We start from the raw sequence: 16443 nt of genomic DNA on the forward strand, positions 1-16443 counted from the left end.
GCTCAGCCTTCCAGCCCGATCAGTCCGCCGAGCCCGCGCGGGTGGGAGCCGGCCAGCCGGGTGTCGTCGACGAACATCCCGTCGCGCATCGAGATCAGCCGGTCCGCGGTGGCCGCGACCCGTTCGTCGTGCGTGACGACCACGAGGGTCTGCCCCCCGGCACGCAGATCTTCGAAGATCCTCAGCACATCGAGGGTCGCCGCGGTGTCGAGGTTGCCGGTCGGCTCGTCGGCCAGGACGACCAGCGGGTCGTTGACCAGCGCACGGGCGACGGCGATCCGCTGGCGCTGACCGCCGGACAGTCGTGAGGGCAGGTGGCGGGCGCGGTCGGCGAGCCCGACCCGTTCCAGCAGCAGGCTCGCGCGCCGTCTGGCCTGGCGGCGCGAGTGCCCGGCCAGCAGCGCGGGCAGCTCCACGTTCTCGGCCGCCGACAGTTCCTCCACCAGGTGGAAGGCCTGGAAGACGAACCCCACCGACCGGCGCCTCATGCGTGCCAGAGTTCGTTCGCTCAGCGTGTCGATGCGCCGCCCGGCCACCCACACCTCTCCATCGGTAGGCCGCTCCAGGCCACCCAGCAGGTGCAGCAGGGTCGACTTCCCGCAGCCGCTGGGCCCCATGACGGCCAGTGTCTGTCCCTGCGGCACCTCCAGGTCGACCTCGTCCACCGCGCGGACCCGGCTCTGCCCCCGACCATGCGTCTTCACCAGGGCGCAGGTCCGGACCGCGGCACTTGACACGTTCATCCACCCTCGATCTCGTCATCGGCCCTGGACCAGGCCCGTTCACAGGCATCCAGCCAGCGCAGGTCCGCCTGCAACCGCAGTACGACCCCTTCCAGCAGCAGGCCGGCGCCCGACCCCGCAGGCTGGGCCAGCGCCGCCTGCTGCGCCTCACGCAAGCGGCGCAGCAGCTCACGGCGCTGCGCCGCCACCAGTTCCACCGGGTCGGCCAGCCGGGCAGCGGCGGCGGCGGCGAGCTTGAGATGAAACTCCGCCAGGTCTGGTTTCGGCCAGCCCACCTCGGCCAGCCAGGCGGCCACCCGTTGCTGCCCGTCCGGCGTCAACGCGTAGACCTTGCGCTCCGGCCGCTCGGGCAGGCCGTCCGTCCGCTCGCAGACAACGAGCCCCGCTCGCTCCAACCGGGCCAGCGTCACATAGATCTGGCCACGGTTCATCGACTCGCCCAGCGGGCCAAGACTGCGCCGCAGTCGAGCGTGCAAGTGATATCCGTGCGACGGCTCCTTGGCGAGCATCGCCAGCACTGCGTCCTGCATGTCACCCCTAACGGTTGGCTAATAGATAGCGGTTATCCATGCGGGGTGTCAAAACGGGTACCCGGCGATCTTCTGGACCGGCTCGCCGTCGGCTTCGGCCGAGAAATGAAGGGAAAGGCCGATCGGACCAACGGGCGATCCTCGGCGATCACGGACGAACAGGTGCGCTCGCGGCTGTCACGCGTGAACCGTGGGGGCGTCCTCCGTCGCGGGCCACGGCGCGACCCGGTGCCGGTTTGACGGCGACGATCGTGGTCAGGGGGCATCTGACCTGGCGGGTCGCACGCGGTCCCGAGACGGTTAAGGGTGCGTTTCTGGATTGTTACCGGCCACAACAAACTTTACCTCTGGAGGGTCTGGCGCTCCAGGCCAACGGCGGAATACGTTGCCGCAAACAACATTCAACGGAATGGTGAGCCGAGACCCGGCACAGCCGTACCCGCGAATTCGGCATGCCGCCCGTCCGTACCCCCCGTCTTTCTAAGAGAAGAAAGGACCCGTGCACCATGCGCAAGGGGATCCTCAGCCTTACCGCCGCCGCCGCGGCGATGACCCTCGGCCTCACCGCTTGCGGGAGCGACAGCCCCGACACCAGCGCCGCCCCTGCGGAGAGCACGGCACCCGCCGCCGAGGGGAAGGTCGGCGTCATCCTTCCTGACAGCAAGTCCTCGGCCCGCTGGGAGACCGCGGACCGCAAGTACCTGGAGGAGGCCTTCAAGGCCGCGGGTGTCGCCTACGACATCCAGAACGCCCAGGGCGACAAGACCCAGTTCCAGACCATCGCCGACCAGATGATCACCAACGGGGCCACGGTCCTGATGATCGTCAACCTTGACAGCGGCACCGGCAAGGCCGTGCTCGACAAGGCCAAGGCGCAGGGCGTGGCCACCATCGACTACGACCGCCTCACCCTCAACGGCGGCGCCCAGTACTACGTCAGCTTCGACAACACCAAGGTCGGCACCCTGCAGGGTGAGGGTCTGGTGAAGTGCCTGACCGACAAGAAGGCCGAGAAGCCGATCGTCGCCGAGCTCAACGGCTCGCCGACCGACAACAACGCCACGCTGTTCAAGAACGGCTACGACGGCGTGCTCAAGCCCAAGTACGACTCGGGCGACTACGTCAAGGGCCCCGACCAGTCGGTCCCCGACTGGGACAACGCCCAGGCGGGCACGATCTTCGAGCAGATGCTCACCGAGCAGCCGAAGATCGCCGGCGTCCTCGCCGCCAACGACGGTCTCGGCAACGCCGCCATCTCGGTACTCAAGAAGAACAACCTGAACGGCAAGGTCCCGGTCACCGGCCAGGACGCCACCGTGCAGGGCCTGCAGAACATCCTCGCCGGTGACCAGTGCATGACGGTCTACAAGGCGATCAAGAAGGAGGCCGACGCGGCGGCCGAGCTCGCCATCGGCCTGGCCAAGGGTGAGAAGCCCGCGGCGACCGGCTCGGTCAAGGACACCGAGAGCGGCGCCGACGTGCCCGCCGTCCTCCTCGACCCGCAGCCGATCTTCTTCGACAGTGTCAAGGACGTCGTCGCCGACGGCTTCGTGACCAAGGACGAGCTGTGCACCGGCGACTTCGCCGCCAAGTGCACCGAGGCCGGAATCCAGTAGGGCATGGAGGGTGCGGCCGGTCGTTCTCCGGCCGGCCGCACCTTCGCGCTCGACCGCGGCATCCCCCACCCTGTGACACCGAGAAGACACCGAAAAGACGCGGCAGGCGAAGCGTCTCCCGGCGACGGCGACGGCGACAGGGCGGGGCGCCGCTCGCAGGCGCCCGACCCGCGCGAACTTCGCCGCGCGAAATGAACACAGGGAGCACAACCCCATGACCCCCGCACTGGAACTCCGCGGGATCGACAAGAGTTTCGGTCCCGTACAGGTCCTGCACGACGTCTCCCTCTCCGCGTACGCCGGAGAGGTGACCGCGCTGGTCGGCGACAACGGCGCAGGAAAGTCCACTCTCGTCAAGTGCGTCGGCGGCATCCACCCGATCGACTCCGGTGAGTACTTCTTCGACGGCAAGCCGATCCAGATCGGCAGCCCGCGCGACGCGGCCGAACTGGGCATCGAGATCGTCTACCAGGACCTCGCGCTCTGCGACAACCTCGACATCGTCCAGAACATGTTCCTCGGCCGCGAGCACAAGCGCGGCATCGTCCTCGACGAGGACACGATGGAGGAGATGGCGGCCAAGACCCTGGAGAGCCTGTCGGTCAGGACCGTCAAGTCCATCCGCCAGCTCGTCGCCAGCCTGTCCGGCGGCCAGCGTCAGACGGTGGCGATCGCCAAGGCCGTGCTGTGGAACAGCAAGGTCGTCATCCTCGACGAGCCGACCGCCGCCCTCGGCGTCGCCCAGACGGCGCAGGTGCTGGAACTGGTCCGGCGCCTGGCCGACCAGGGCCTGGCCGTCGTGCTCATCTCCCACAACATGAACGACGTCTTCGCCGTGTCCGACCGGATCGCCACCCTCTACCTCGGCCGGATGGCGGCCCAGGTCAAGACCTCGGACGTGACTCACGCGCAGGTCGTCGAACTGATCACCTCTGGCCGCAGCGGGGACCTCGGCCTCACCAACGGAGTCACCGTATGACCGCCACGATCTCGCAGAAGACCGTACCCGAGGCACCCTCGATCAGAAGCAACGTCCGCGGCTACGCCGAAAGGGTACGCGGAGGCGACATGGGCGCGCTGCCCGCGGTGTTCGGCCTCGTGGTGCTCTGCACGGTCTTCGCCATCCTGCGCCCCGCCTTCCTGACCGCGGGAAACTTCGCCAACCTGTTCACCCAGGGCGCCGCGGTCACCGTGATCGCCATGGGCCTGGTGTTCGTGCTGCTCCTCGGTGAGATCGACCTGTCGGCGGGCTTCGCCAGCGGGGTCTGCGCCGCGGTGCTCGCGATCATGCTCAGTAGCCAGGGGCTGCCCTGGTACGTGGCGGTGGGCGCGGCGATCCTCACCGGTGTGGTGATCGGCACCACGATCGGCTCCATCGTCGCGAAACTCGGCATCCCGTCGTTCGTGGTGACGCTCGCGGCCTTCCTCGCCTTCCAGGGACTGGTCCTGCTGCTCGTCAAGGGCGGCACCATCATCGCCATCCGCGACGAGACCATCCTCTCGATCGCGAACAAGAACCTGCCGCCCACGCTGGGCTGGATCCTGCTGGCCGTGGGCGTCGCCGCCTACGCCGGACTCCAGCTGGTGCGCTCCCAGAAGCGTGCCGCCCGAGGGCTGACCTCCGACCCGATCTCGCTGATCGCGGTGCGGGTCGGCGCCCTCGCTCTGCTCGGCGGCCTCGCGGTCTACTTCCTCAACATCGAGCGCAGCCGCAACGTCGCCGTCGTCTCCCTGGCGGGCATGCCGCTCGTGGTCCCCATCATCGTGGTCCTGCTGCTGGTCCTGACGTTCGTGCTCCGCCGCACGGCGTACGGCCGGCATCTGTACGCGGTCGGCGGTAACGCCGAGGCCGCGCGCCGGGCGGGTATCAACGTCGACCGGATGAAGATCAGCGCCTTCATGATCTGCTCTTCCATGGCCGCGGTCGGCGGCGTCATCGCCGCCTCGCGGGCCAGTTCCGTCGACCCCAACACCGGTGGCAGCAACGTGCTGCTCTACGCTGTCGGCGCAGCCGTCATCGGCGGCACCAGCCTGTTCGGCGGCAAGGGCCGGGTGCTGGACGCCATCCTCGGCGGCGCCGTGGTCGCGGTCATCGAGAACGGTATGGGCCTGATGGGTTACAGCTCCGGTGTGAAGTTCATGGTGACCGGCTCTGTCCTGTTGCTCGCCGCCGTGGTGGACGCCCTGTCTCGCAAGCGGGCGGCCGCCACCGGCCTAAGGTGACCAGCGACTCCGATTCACCGAAGGAACACCACGCCATGCGGGCAGGTCCCTCCCAAGAGGAGATCAGGCGTCACAACCTTGGGGCCCTGCTCCGGCACGTCCATCTGAGCGGGCCCACCTCGCGTGCGGAACTCACCAACCGGATGGGCCTCAACCGCAGCACCATCATGGCCCTCACCGCCGATCTGACCGCCGCCGGGCTGGTCAGGGAGGAGCTCCCCAGGGAGACGGGCAGGGCGGGACGTCCGTCCCTGGTGGTCCGCCCCGAGTCGGCGCGGGTCTACGTGTTCGCCTTCGACGTGGGCGTCGACCGGCTGGTCGCCGCCCGCGTCGGTCTGGGCGGCACCATCCTCGACCGCCGCGAGACGGTACGGCGGCGCGGGGACTTCTCCCTTGAGGAGATCGTCGGTCCGCTCGCCGCCTTCGCCCGGCAGATGCACCGCAAAACACGGCCGGACACGGTGTGCGTCGGGGTGGCGGCGGCGTTCTCCGGGGGAGTGGGCCGCGGCGACGGGGTCGTCAGGTTCGGTCCCAACATGGTCACCGTGGAGGACGTGCCGTTCGCCGACGAGATGGCCCGCCGGCTCGCTCTCGGCCTGCCGGTCACCGTCGGCAACGACGCCAACCTCGCCGCCCTCGCCGAGCAGACCCGAGGTGTCGGTGTCGGCTGCCGCGATCTCGTCTACCTCCACGGTGACGTCGGCATCGGCGGGGGAGTGATCGTCAACGGTCAGCTGCTCGGCGGCCACCTGGGCTTCGGCGGCGAGGTCGGACACATGATCGTCAACCCCGACAAGGGCCGCCTCTGCGGGTGCGGCTCGCACGGGTGCCTGGAGGCGGAGGTCGGAGAGCGCGCCTTCCTGGAGGCCGCCGGCCGTTTCGGCTCCCAGGTCGGCAGGGACGCCGTCCGCGCCGCGGTCGACGCCGCCGACCGCGGAGACGTCGTCGCGCAGGCGGCGCTGAGCCGCGTCGGCGACTGGCTCGGCCTGGGCGTCTCCAACCTCGTCAACCTGTTCAACCCCGACATGGTCGTCTTCGGGGGCACGCTCAGGGAGATCTACCTCGGCTCCGCCGCACAGGTGCGCAGCCGCCTCGCCCTCGACGCCCTGCCTCCGTGCCGTGAGCAGTTGCGCCTGCGCACCTCGGCCCTCGGCGATGACGCCACTCTCGTCGGCGCCGCCGAACTGGCCTTCTCCCAGGTCCTCGCCGACCCCCTCGAAGTCCTCGCCCGCGCCGGTTCCTGACCCCACGCGGGTTCCCCTCTCCGAGCGAGATCGGCCGACGGACCCGTTGTGCGGAAAACTGGCTGGTCAGGCGGTGGAGCAGGGGGTGCCGTTGAGGGTGAAGGCGGTGGGTCTGTCGTTGGCGGTTCCGGTCAGGCTCGCCAGGAAGCCGAACTCGGCGCTGCCGCCGCCCGCGGCGAGGGTGCCGTTCCAGGAGGCGTTGGTGACGGTGACGGCCGCGCTGTTCTGGGCGTGGGTGCCGTTCCAGGACTGGGTGACCCTCTGGCCTTCTGCGAAGGTCCAGCCGACCTTCCAGCCGCTGACCGGGGTGGTGCCCAGGTTAGTGATCTTCACGCCGCCCTGGAAGCCGCCCTGCCACTGGTTGACGACGGTGTAGGTGACACTGCAGGAGGCCGAGGGGGTCGGGGTGGGCGTGGGCGTGGGGGTCGGGGTGGGGGTCGGCGTGGGCGTGGGGTCGGTGCCGCCCGGCGGGATGACGACGGTGGTGATGGAGTTGGCAGGGAAGGTGCCGGTGAAGCCGTCCGCGCCCACAGGCTGGTCGGCGGCCCGCTGGATGGCCGTCAGGTCGGCGGCGCCGTAACGGTAGACCTGGGCGGTCGACGAGCCGGTGCGGCCGGCGATCGCGACGTCGCTGGTCAGCTCCTCGCCGGTCTTGTTGACCACGACGAGGGTGAGCGCCTCGTCGGAAGCGCGCTCGGCGGCGTAGACGGCCAGCCTGCCCTGGTCGGCGCTGGCCGCCCTGACCGAGGTCTCTCCGAACGCGCCGCCCTCGCCGTCGTAGTTGCGGTACATCCGGAAGGCGTGCGCCACCGGTTGGGTGGGCTCGGGCGCCGTCCACAGCGTGGCCAGGTCGAGACGCTCGCGGCCGAAGATGCCCAGGATGTCGGCCTGGGCCAGCGCGCCGTTGATGTGGCCGTAGGCGCCCCAGCTGTACTCGGTCATGGCGACCTTGGTGCCCGGGTAGTGCTGGGCGGCCAGCTCGCGCATCCGGGGGATCATCCGCACCGGCTGGTTGATCCAGCTCTCGTCGACGTAGGCCGGGTCCCACAGCTGCCGGGTGGAGCGCAGCCGACGCTCCTGGGTGGCGGCGTCACCGGCGTCCTGGTTGTGCACGCCGGCCTGCTGCGGGTAGATGTGGATGTCGAAGTAGTCGAGGATGCGTGTGCCGTGCTTCTGCTCGTAGGCCCTCATCTGCTGCAGGTACCACGGGCCCAGCTGGACGCCGTCGTGTGCCGCCCGGTCGGGCGGGTCGCTCCAGCAGCCCGTCCTGCTGCAGGTGTCCTGGTCGAGGCCGGAGTAGAAGATCGAGTTCAGGCCCCAGCCAACCGGGCCGAGGGTCTTGGCACCCGGGTCGGCTTCCTTGATCGCGGCGGCGTACTCGTAGGTGCGGTCGCGCAGCTCGTCGTAGCCCAGTCCCGTGGAGCGCACGTCCCGGTGGGTGGAGTGCCACAGGTCGGGCTCGTTGTCGAGGTTGTAGTACTTCACCCCGCCGGTGGCGGCGGAGCCGTACCTGCCCTTGAGGTGGGCGATCCAGTCCTTGACGTACTGCGGGCCGACCTCGACGGAGGTGTCCTCCGGGTCGTTGCCGGTGATCGGCGTGCCGTCGGGCTTCTTGCCGTCGCCGCAGTCGGTGGCCCACGGGTCGACGGACTGCTGCTCGCCGTACTTGGCGACGCTGAACCCGCACGCCTTGGCCCGTTCCTTGGCCACCCAGCCCAGCAGCGGCACGGTGAGGATGCTCTGGGTGCCGGTCGCCTTGTTCCGTTCGACGAACCTGTCCGTCTCCGAGCCGTCCGGCAGGTCGTCGGGGCTGGGGTTGTCGTTGGGGATGTTCTCGAAGTACCAGTCCGAGGCCCGGTTGGTGGTGTCGTTGCGGAAGTTGTAGCGGGTTGTGTGGTTGCCGCCCCAGCGGTGGATCGGCAGCCGCAGGTCGCGGGCGAGCGACTCGTCGGCAAAGTTCATGCCGTAGATGTCGGGGCTGATCGCGTGCCGGTCGGCCAGGTCGACGCTCAAGGCCGGGCCCGTGACGGCGGCGCCGGCGAGGCCGGTGAGGTGGCCCAGGCCGAGGCCCGCGACCAGCACCCCGGCCGTGGCCGACAGCAGCGCTTTTCTGTGGCGCACGTTGGTTCCCTCCGATGCGTGTGGGAGCTCATGCGCGCCCCCACACGCCATGGGAGCGCTCCGCGCAGCTTTGGGTCCGGGGCCCGGGGTGTCAAGCAAGCGCTTTCCGGGGTGGGGAAACGCCAGGACGGCACTGAAACTTTCGGCCCCCATCCGAACTGCCGGGGAAACCGCCACCGGGCGCCGCGCCGTCGCGGGCTTGCCTGGGTGCCAGGAACTACTGTCGCGGGCATGGTTGAACACGATGTCCTCGATGCCACCCGTGCGGCCTACGATGCCGCCGCCCCCCTGTACGCGCAGCTGTTCCGCGAAGAGTTGCGTGACAGGCCCATGGACCGCGCGATCCTGGGTGCCTTCGCCGAGGTTGTGGGCGCGAGCGGCGACGGTCAGGTCGCGGACCTGGGGTGCGGACCCGGCCACATCACTGCTTATCTGGATGAGCTGGGACTGGCGGTGTTCGGTGTTGACACGTCCCCCGCGATGATCGAATTGGCTCGGCACGCCTATCCGGGCCTGCGGTTCGATGTGGGCTCGATGGCCGCGCTGGACATCGCCGACGGCGTGCTGGGCGGCGTACTCTCACGGTGGTCCGTCATCCACACGCCACCGCGAGAACTCCCCGTCATCTTGGCGGAGTTCCACCGCGTGCTGGCACCCGGCGGTCACCTTCTGATCGGCTTTTCGGCGAGCGATGATCCGTCTCACCCGACACAGGTCTTCGACCACGCGGTCGCACCGGCCTACCGGTGGTGGCCGGATCACCTCGCCGCGACGCTGCGCGAGTCCGGGCTCGCCGAGGTGGGCCGGATGGTGCGTCAGCCTCAGCCCACCGACCGACGGCAGTTCCAGGAGATCCACCTGCTCGCCCGCAAAGGGTAGAGCGCCGGTCGTGTGACCCGGGGTGGGGTCGGATGACTCACGGAAGCCGGGCCGCCGGCACCCGGGGCCACGGGTGCCGGCGGCGGTGCGGGTGTTACTTGACGAGGTCCGCGACCAGGTGGCGCAGCTCGATGTGACCGGCCTTGAGCTCGGCGACGTCACCCTCGACGCGCTTCATGGAGAGCTCGAGGTTTCCGACGGAGCGCTTGACCACGGAGATCTCCTCGCGGAGCTCGGCGTGGCCGGTGCGCATCTCGGCGCGCAGTTCGTCCTGGCCGGTGCGGAGGTCGGTCATCTCTGTACGGAGGTCGGTCATGTCCGTGCGGAGCTCGGCCATCTCCGCCCGGAGACTGTCCTGGCCGGTGCGGAGCTCGTCCAGTTCCGTGCGGAAGCCTGTGAGTTCCGTACGGAAGCCGGTCATCTCCGTCCAGAGTTCCGTTGTCACGGTTCGCAGGTCTTTCAGGACATCCAGGATCCCTGCGTTGATCACCTTGCTCTCCTGGCTCTGCGCGCGGAGCGCGGCCACGTCTGTCTCCAGGACGCGCAAGCGGATGTCGGTCGTGTCCAATCGTCTTTCTCCTTGCCCTGTGTACCAGCGGGGGGACCGGACCTGGCTCCGTGGCGTGGAGGGCGCTCACGGGGAGGGGTGTTCAGGCGGCGTCGCCAGACTACTGAACGTCATGGGTTCGTCGCCACTCGTGTTCGCGTTCTGCGGTTGTCTCGCGTCGGCCGGTGGCGGGGGGTGGGTTTCGCACCCCCGGAGGATGTGGCTTACACCGGGAGGAAAAGAACGACCACCCGTCGCGTGTTCGCGGGAACGGCGGCGGGTGGTCGCGAGAAGAAGGGGGAGGGGGTCAGGCGACCTTGGACCTGGGGGCGGAGAAGGTGTTGCAGGAGCCGGGGGTCTCCTGGTCGAAACCGCGGGTCACCCAGTAGGCGACGTTCTTGGCGGTCCCGTGGGTGGCCGTGCTGTAGGCGGCGCTCAGGACGTACTTGAAGTCCGACTCCTCACGGTTCAGGGAGTGCCAGATGCTGCCGATGAAGGCGCCGCTCAGGCACTCGGCCTGGAGCTCGATCTTGCGCAGCTCGCGCAGCACCGCCTTCTCGTTCTTGTAGTCCCGTGAGGCGAAGGCCGTCATGATCCCGGAGAGCTGCTGGACGTGGTGGCCGTACTCGTGGGCCAGGGTCTGCAGCAGGAACAGCTCGGTCGCCTGGGAGAGGATGTCCTTGTTGAGGTAGAAGGTGATCTTCTTGTTCGCCGGGCAGTAGACCGCCTGGGCGTCCTTGGGGAACTTGCCGCAGCCGGTCGGGACGCCGATGCGCGAGGTGACCGCGAACCTGGGCTTGGAGAAGGGCAGCTTCACCTTGGCGAACTGGTACTCCCAGCCCTCGTTGAGGCAGTCCAGGGCGAAGTCGAGATAGATCTCCGCGCTCTCCCGGTCGTCGTTGTAGACCGGCTGCTCAGGGCAGGCGTCCGGTTCGAGCTTGCCCGTCTTGTAGATCGGGTTGGCGGTCAGGGCGGCCTGGCCCGTGGGCACGGGCGCGAGCCGCCCGCCGCTGATCTCCGCGCCCGCCGTACCGGCGAGCAGCGTGCTCACGAGCACGCCGGAGAGCAGTGCGATAAGGGGGATGCGCATGATGCCCAACCCTAGGGAAGGTTCAAGAGGGGGTAAAGCCGATATGCGGCCATGCTTGGAAAGCATGGCCGCATATCGCGGGGTTCGTGCCGAGGGTCAGGAGGTGCGGAGGCGCTGAAGATCAGGTGGTGCGGGGTGTGCCGGGGTCAGGCGACGCGACCGGTCGGGGCCGACCAGGTGTTGCAGGCGGAAGGGGAGCCCGCGTTGAAGCCGCGCTCCATCCAGTAGGCCTGGCTGCGGCCCTTGCCGTGGTCGTTCTTGGGCCAGTTCTTGTGCCCGTTGTCGCGGACCCAGCTGACCATCGCGTCCCAGTGCGCCGGATCGACCGGGAGGTCGTCGGCGGCCTGACGCAGGAAGGCGGAGCCGAGGCAGTCGGCCTGCAGTTCGAGGCGGCGGGAGAAGGCGAGCTTGGTGGACGAGGAGGCCCGCCAGATGCTGCTGCTGTAGTAGTTGATGATCCCCGCGAGGTGTTGCACGTGGTGGCCGTACTCGTGGGCGATGAACTGGGCGTGGTTGGGCACGAAGGGGTTCTTCAGGACCTCACGCGTGACACCGATGTAGATGGTGCGGTTGCTGGAGCAGTACATCCCCCCGGCGCTGCTGGGCCACCGACCACAGGGGGTGGTCACCTTGGTGGTGGAGGAGAAGCGGAGGTTGGGGTGGGAGAACGACAGGTTCGTCTTCTTGAACTGGGTCTTCCAGGCCCGGTTCAGACAGCGAACCGTCTTGGTGACGAAGGTCCGGTAGGAGGCCGCGCTCCCCGCGCGGATCTGTCCGGCCTGGCAACGCATCGTGGGCAGGGTGCCGGTGCGGTAAAGAGGGCTCGCCGTCGCGGCGGCCCGGCCGCGCGGGGGCGCCTGCCTCCCCGCGGAGGTGGCCGTACCCTGCGCCGTCTCGACGGTCGGCGCGACCTGCTGCGAGGCCAAGGTCGCGGTGGCCGACGAGGCGGAGGCGCCGGCTGTGTCCAGGGTCATCACCAGGGCAAACGTCAACGAGACGGCAACAAGCGATGATAGTTGCCTAAAGGGGAGAGTTTTCATGGTGAGGCAAAGGTTATTGCAACTGTGGATAAAACGTGCAGAATCGCCGCTCCTGGGGGTTGCGTCCCCCATCGCAACTAGACTCGTCGTGACGTTGACTGGACAGAGGGGATGATTCCGTGAGCGAGCGGACCGGGCAGCCTGGAAATCTTCTGGAGTCGGTCAAGGGGCCAGAGGACCTCAAGCGCCTGGCGGCGGACGAGCTACCGGTCCTCGCCGCAGAGATCAGGGACCTCCTGATCGCCTCCACCGCCCGCAGCGGCGGCCACCTCGGTCCCAACCTCGGCGTCGTCGAGCTGACGATCGCGATGCACCGGGTCTTCGACTCGCCGCACGACCGCATCCTGTGGGACACCGGTCACCAGGCGTACGTCCACAAGATGCTCACCGGCCGGGCCGGGCAGTTCGACACGCTCCGCCAGGAGGGCGGCCTGTCGGGTTACCCCAGCCAGGCCGAGTCCGAGCACGACATCATCGAGAACTCCCACGCCTCGACCGCGCTGTCGTACGCCGACGGCCTGGCCAAGGCGTACCGGCTGCGCGGCGAGGTCGACCGCACGGTCGTCGCGGTGATCGGGGACGGGGCGCTCACCGGCGGTATGGCCTGGGAGGCGCTCAACAACATCGCGGCGCGCAAGGACCTGCCACTGATCATCGTGGTCAACGACAACGGCCGCTCCTACTCGCCGACCATCGGCGGACTCGCCTCGCACCTGGCCTCCCTGCGCACCGATCAGCGCTACGAGGACGTGCTCGAGTTCGTCAAGGGCAACCTGACGAGGGTCCCCGTGGTCGGCGCCCCCGTCTACGACGCCCTGCACGGCGTCAAGAAGGGCCTCAAGGACGTCCTCGCCCCGCAGGTCATGTTCGAGGACCTCGGCCTGAAGTACATCGGCCTCGTCGACGGCCACGACGAGCAGGCCGTGGAGTCCGCACTGCGCAGGGCCCGCGACTTCCGCCGCCCGGTCATCGTGCACGTGCTCACCAAGAAGGGCTTCGGCTACTCACCGGCGGAGAACCACGACGAGGACTGCTTCCACTCGCCGGGCGTCTTCGACCCGCTCACCGGTGAGGAGAAGCCGAAGCCGCACGGCTGGACCAACGTCTTCGGCCAGGAGATGGTGCGCCTGGGCGCCGAGCGGCGCGACATTGTGGCGATCACCGCCGCGATGCTCGGCCCCACCGGCCTCATCCCGTTCTCCGAGGCCTACCCCGACCGTCTCTACGACGTCGGTATCGCCGAGCAGCACGCCCTGACCAGCGCCGCCGGTTTGGCGCTCGGCGGTCTGCACCCGGTGGTGGCCGTCTACGCCACCTTCCTCAACCGGGCCTTCGACCAGCTCCTGATGGACGTCGCCCTGCACCGGCTCCCGGTCACGGTCGTGCTCGACCGGGCAGGCGTCACCGGCGACGACGGCGCCAGCCACAACGGCATGTGGGACCTGTCGATCCTGCAGGTCGTCCCGGGCCTGTCGGTCGCCGTTCCCCGCGACGAGCCCCGCCTGCGCGAGCTGCTGGCCGAGGCCGTGGAGATCGACGACGGCCCGAGCGTCGTGCGCTACCCCAAGGGGGCGGTGGCCGTCGAGACCGAGGCGGTCGGACGCCTCGGCGGGATGGACGTGCTGCGCGCGGGCGACCCCGACGTGCTGCTCGTGTCCGTGGGGCCGATGGCCGAGCTGTGCCTGGAGGCCGCCGACCTGCTCGACGCCCAGGGCATCTCCGCCACGGTGGTCGACCCGCGCTGGGTCAAGCCGTTGGACGAGGCCCTGGTGCCGGCCGCCCGCGCTCACAAGCTGGTCGTGGTGGTCGAGGACAACGGCAGGGTCGGCGCGGTCGGCGACGCGGTCGCCCGCATGCTGCGTGACGCCGACGTGGACGTGCCGGTCCGCACGTACGGCATCCCGCAGCGCTTCCTCGACCACGCCAAGCGCCCGAAGATCCTCAGCGAGATCGGCCTGACCTCGCAGGACATCGCCCGTCAGATCACCGAGGCGATCGCGAAGCGCTCCGCGGACCTGGAGGAGCACCCGAGCCGCTGAACCGCGTCCCCTCCGTCCGCGCGGTACCTCCACCGTGCGGATCCCCGGTAGCCCGCGCCGATCCGGGTCAACCGGGGATCCGCTCGCTCGCGTCGCCGGAGCCGGTCGTGTGGCCCGAGCCGTCGGCGTCACCCGTGCCCGCCGCCTCGCGCGCCGGGCGGGCACGGTGGTTGATCACGACGAGGCTCGCGACCACGACCGCCACGCACCCGAGGATCGGCACCAGCAGATGCCGGTTCTGCTGCAGGGCCTCACTCGCGAGGGAGCCCAGCCACAGGTAGACGGTCACCCAGGCCGCGCCGCCCGCGAGGGTCCAGCGGATGAAGCGCGCGTACGGCACGCTCAGGGCCCCGGCGACGATCGGGGTGAGCGAGCCGGTCACGGGCAGGAAGGGGGCGGCCGCCAGGGCCGGGCCGTTGCCAGTGCCAGTGTCGGCACCGGCGCTCGTGGCCAGCCGCTCGGCCCGCGACCAGCGCCGTTCGCCGATCCTGCGTCCGAGGCCGCTCAGGCGCAGCCGCGATCCGTACCGGCGGCCGACGAGCCAGCCTCCGGTGGCGTACAGGGCGTACCCGGCGCACCCGGCGGCCGCCACCGCCGCGATCTCCCACGGACCTGTCAGCGCCGCCCCCGCCACGAGGATCGCCGCGACCCCGGGTATCAGCGAGCCCGCCACCGTCAGCACCGCGAGGAGTATCGAGCCGACCAGGTACGGAGACGACGACTGCAGCATGTCCAGGAGCATGTCCCCAGGATCGCGGCCGGGAGCGGCGGACGGCATCGGGGACCTTCCCCTAGACAACCCCGACTTTGAAACAACCTTGAGGTTCGCCGTTCGTCCGCCGATCCAATGGGCATGTGACCTGCGACACAGAACCGGCGGTCGAGGAGGGGCCATGGGGGTCTTGCGCGTCAAGTCGGTGGAGCAGTCGATCTCGGACACCGAGGCACCGGAACACCGGTTGCGCAAGGACCTCAGCGCGCTGGACCTCACCGTCTTCGGGATCGGCGTCGTCATCGGCACCGGCATCTTCGTACTCACCGGCCGGGTCGCGAGGGAGATGGCAGGGCCCGCGGTGGCACTGTCCTTCGTGGTCGCGGGCATCGTCTGCGCGCTGGCGGCGCTCTGCTACGCCGAGTTCGCCTCCACCGTCCCGGTGGCGGGATCCGCCTACACCTTCGCGTTCGCCACCCTCGGTGAGTTTCCCGCCTGGATCATCGGCTGGGACCTCACGCTGGAGATGATGCTCGGCGCCGCGGTCGTCGCGGTCGGCTGGTCGGGATACCTCACCTCGCTGCTGGCGTCCCTGGGGATGACACTGCCGGAGACGATCGCGGGGGAGGGGGCGGCGTTCAACCTGCCCGCCGCGCTGATCGTGCTGGTTCTCACCGCGATCCTGGTCGTCGGGATCAAGCTGTCGTCCCGGTTCAACCTGATCATCGTCACGATCAAGCTCGCGGTGATCCTGCTGGTCGTCGTGGCCGGGCTGTTCTTCGTCAGGGGCGCCAACTACTCGCCGTTCGTCCCGCCGTCGAAGGCGACCCCGGCCGTGGAGGGGCTGTCCGCGCCGCTGATCCAGGTGCTGTTCGGGATCAGCCCGGTGGCGTACGGGGTGCTGGGCATCTTCAGTGCCGCGGCCATCGTGTTCTTCGCCTACATCGGCTTCGACGTGGTCGCCACCGCGGCGGAGGAGACACGCAACCCGCAGCGGGACCTGCCCATCGGCATCCTGTCCTCGCTCGCCATCTGCACGGCGCTGTACGTCGCGGTCTCCCTGGTCGTCGTCGGAATGCAGCCCTACGGTCAGCTCAGCGAGGCGGCGCCGCTCGCCGACGCGTTCAAGGCGGTCGGCCAGACGTGGGCCGCGTCGCTGATCAGCGTCGGCGCGCTGGCCGGTCTCACGACGGTCGTGATGATCCTCATGATGGGCATGTCGCGGGTGATGTTCGCCATGTGCCGCGACCACCTGCTGCCGAGCGGGCTGGCCAAGGTGCACCCCAAATACCGGACCCCCTACGTCATCACCATCATGATGGGCGTCGTCGTCGCGGCCCTGGCCGGGCTGGTGCCGCTGTCCACCATCGCCGAGCTGGTCAACATCGGCACGCTCTTCGCGTTCGTGATGGTCTCGATCGCGGTGGTCATCCTCCGCCGCACCCGCCCCGACCTGCCGCGTTCCTTCCGCACCCCGCTGGTGCCGCTGGTTCCCGTCCTGTCGGTGCTCGCCTGCGTCTACCTGATGCTCAACCTCCCCGTGGAGACCTGGCTCAGGTTCGTGGTGTGGATGCTGCTCGGGATCCTGCTCTACTTCGGGTACGGCTACCGGCACAGCAGGCTCTCGGAGCACTCGCGGTGATCTCCTTCTCGCGGCCC

Annotated in this window: 14 protein-coding genes; 7 read left to right on the forward strand and 7 right to left on the reverse strand. The window is 69.3% G+C overall.

What is annotated here, in order from left to right:
* Positions 1-2: 2 nt before the first annotated feature.
* Together ACFY3V_RS18025 and ACFY3V_RS18030 are read right to left on the reverse strand one after the other, a co-directional pair.
* Positions 3-743, reverse strand: a complete 741-nt coding sequence (locus tag ACFY3V_RS18025) for an ABC transporter ATP-binding protein (RefSeq protein ID WP_389774509.1) — start codon at positions 741-743, stop codon at positions 3-5.
* Positions 740-1273 carry a PadR family transcriptional regulator gene (locus ACFY3V_RS18030; RefSeq protein ID WP_362900254.1) on the reverse strand — a complete coding sequence of 178 codons (534 nt, stop codon included), beginning with the start codon at positions 1271-1273 and terminating at the stop codon, positions 740-742. Before ACFY3V_RS18030 ends, ACFY3V_RS18025 begins: the two co-directional genes overlap by 4 nt.
* A gap of 506 nt (positions 1274-1779) precedes the next feature.
* Here ACFY3V_RS18030 and ACFY3V_RS18035 point away from each other — a divergent pair.
* From ACFY3V_RS18035 to ACFY3V_RS18050, 4 genes are all read left to right on the forward strand, one after another.
* The gene (locus ACFY3V_RS18035; protein ID WP_350946675.1) at positions 1780-2889 is read left to right on the forward strand and encodes a substrate-binding domain-containing protein; all 1110 of its coding nucleotides are present in this window, start codon (positions 1780-1782) and stop codon (positions 2887-2889) included.
* Positions 2890-3103: 214 nt separating this feature from the next.
* On the forward strand, positions 3104-3868 hold the full coding sequence (locus tag ACFY3V_RS18040) for an ATP-binding cassette domain-containing protein (RefSeq protein WP_350946676.1): 765 nt from the start codon (positions 3104-3106) through the stop codon (positions 3866-3868).
* On the forward strand, positions 3865-5112 hold the full coding sequence (locus tag ACFY3V_RS18045) for an ABC transporter permease (RefSeq protein WP_362900252.1): 1248 nt from the start codon (positions 3865-3867) through the stop codon (positions 5110-5112). The genes ACFY3V_RS18040 and ACFY3V_RS18045 overlap by 4 nt, the downstream gene beginning before the upstream one ends.
* A 35-nt stretch (positions 5113-5147) precedes the next feature.
* Positions 5148-6356, forward strand: coding sequence for an ROK family transcriptional regulator (locus ACFY3V_RS18050; protein ID WP_362900250.1), 1209 nt, complete (start codon positions 5148-5150; stop codon positions 6354-6356).
* A 66-nt stretch (positions 6357-6422) separates the two neighbouring features.
* Here the strand turns inward: ACFY3V_RS18050 and ACFY3V_RS18055 are convergent, their stop codons facing one another.
* A complete protein-coding gene (locus ACFY3V_RS18055; RefSeq protein WP_389774515.1) occupies positions 6423-8477 on the reverse strand; it encodes a glycoside hydrolase family 44 protein in 2055 nt (684 codons plus the stop codon).
* Positions 8478-8708: 231 nt separating this feature from the next.
* On the opposite strand from ACFY3V_RS18055, the gene ACFY3V_RS18060 reads away from it, so the two are divergent.
* Positions 8709-9356 carry a methyltransferase domain-containing protein gene (locus ACFY3V_RS18060; RefSeq protein WP_362900246.1) on the forward strand — a complete coding sequence of 216 codons (648 nt, stop codon included), beginning with the start codon at positions 8709-8711 and terminating at the stop codon, positions 9354-9356.
* Between the two features lie 94 nt (positions 9357-9450).
* On the opposite strand, the gene ACFY3V_RS18065 is transcribed toward ACFY3V_RS18060, so the two are convergent.
* The 3 genes from ACFY3V_RS18065 to ACFY3V_RS18075 form a co-directional block, all read right to left on the reverse strand.
* Positions 9451-9924, reverse strand: coding sequence for a hypothetical protein (locus ACFY3V_RS18065; RefSeq protein WP_389774519.1), 474 nt, complete (start codon positions 9922-9924; stop codon positions 9451-9453).
* Positions 9925-10210: 286 nt separating this feature from the next.
* Positions 10211-10993, reverse strand: a complete 783-nt coding sequence (locus ACFY3V_RS18070) for a neutral zinc metallopeptidase (RefSeq protein WP_350946682.1) — start codon at positions 10991-10993, stop codon at positions 10211-10213.
* Positions 10994-11139: 146 nt separating this feature from the next.
* A complete protein-coding gene (locus tag ACFY3V_RS18075; RefSeq protein WP_362900241.1) occupies positions 11140-11967 on the reverse strand; it encodes a neutral zinc metallopeptidase in 828 nt (275 codons plus the stop codon).
* Positions 11968-12152: 185 nt separating this feature from the next.
* Here ACFY3V_RS18075 and dxs point away from each other — a divergent pair, with 185 nt between their 5' ends.
* Positions 12153-14072, forward strand: coding sequence for a 1-deoxy-D-xylulose-5-phosphate synthase (gene dxs / locus ACFY3V_RS18080; protein ID WP_362900239.1), 1920 nt, complete (start codon positions 12153-12155; stop codon positions 14070-14072).
* Positions 14073-14139: 67 nt separating this feature from the next.
* Here dxs and ACFY3V_RS18085 read toward each other — a convergent pair whose 3' ends face one another.
* Entirely contained in the window at positions 14140-14814 is a 675-nt protein-coding gene (locus ACFY3V_RS18085) for a VTT domain-containing protein (RefSeq protein WP_362900237.1), read from the reverse strand.
* 151 nt (positions 14815-14965) lie between these two features.
* On the opposite strand from ACFY3V_RS18085, the gene ACFY3V_RS18090 reads away from it, so the two are divergent.
* On the forward strand, positions 14966-16426 hold the full coding sequence (locus ACFY3V_RS18090) for an amino acid permease (protein WP_362900235.1): 1461 nt from the start codon (positions 14966-14968) through the stop codon (positions 16424-16426).
* The last annotated feature ends 17 nt before the right edge of the window (positions 16427-16443 follow it).

The organism is Streptosporangium sp. NPDC000095, from assembly GCF_042899335.1.
GTDB lineage: Bacteria > Actinomycetota > Actinomycetes > Streptosporangiales > Streptosporangiaceae > Streptosporangium.

What these genes read in the sequence shown, in the direction of transcription:
- ACFY3V_RS18090 (WP_362900235.1), top strand. Translation starts at nt 14,966, where the DNA reads ATGGGGGTCTTGCGCGTCAAGTCGGTGGAGCAGTCGATCTCGGACACC.
- ACFY3V_RS18075 (WP_362900241.1), bottom strand. Translation starts at nt 11,967, where the DNA reads ATGACCCTGGACACAGCCGGCGCCTCCGCCTCGTCGGCCACCGCGACC.
- ACFY3V_RS18025 (WP_389774509.1), bottom strand. Translation starts at nt 743, where the DNA reads ATGAACGTGTCAAGTGCCGCGGTCCGGACCTGCGCCCTGGTGAAGACG.
- ACFY3V_RS18070 (WP_350946682.1), bottom strand. Translation starts at nt 10,993, where the DNA reads ATGCGCATCCCCCTTATCGCACTGCTCTCCGGCGTGCTCGTGAGCACG.
- ACFY3V_RS18050 (WP_362900250.1), top strand. Translation starts at nt 5,148, where the DNA reads ATGCGGGCAGGTCCCTCCCAAGAGGAGATCAGGCGTCACAACCTTGGG.
- ACFY3V_RS18085 (WP_362900237.1), bottom strand. Translation starts at nt 14,814, where the DNA reads ATGCTCCTGGACATGCTGCAGTCGTCGTCTCCGTACCTGGTCGGCTCG.
- ACFY3V_RS18035 (WP_350946675.1), top strand. Translation starts at nt 1,780, where the DNA reads ATGCGCAAGGGGATCCTCAGCCTTACCGCCGCCGCCGCGGCGATGACC.
- ACFY3V_RS18045 (WP_362900252.1), top strand. Translation starts at nt 3,865, where the DNA reads ATGACCGCCACGATCTCGCAGAAGACCGTACCCGAGGCACCCTCGATC.
- ACFY3V_RS18030 (WP_362900254.1), bottom strand. Translation starts at nt 1,273, where the DNA reads ATGCAGGACGCAGTGCTGGCGATGCTCGCCAAGGAGCCGTCGCACGGA.
- ACFY3V_RS18040 (WP_350946676.1), top strand. Translation starts at nt 3,104, where the DNA reads ATGACCCCCGCACTGGAACTCCGCGGGATCGACAAGAGTTTCGGTCCC.
- ACFY3V_RS18060 (WP_362900246.1), top strand. Translation starts at nt 8,709, where the DNA reads ATGGTTGAACACGATGTCCTCGATGCCACCCGTGCGGCCTACGATGCC.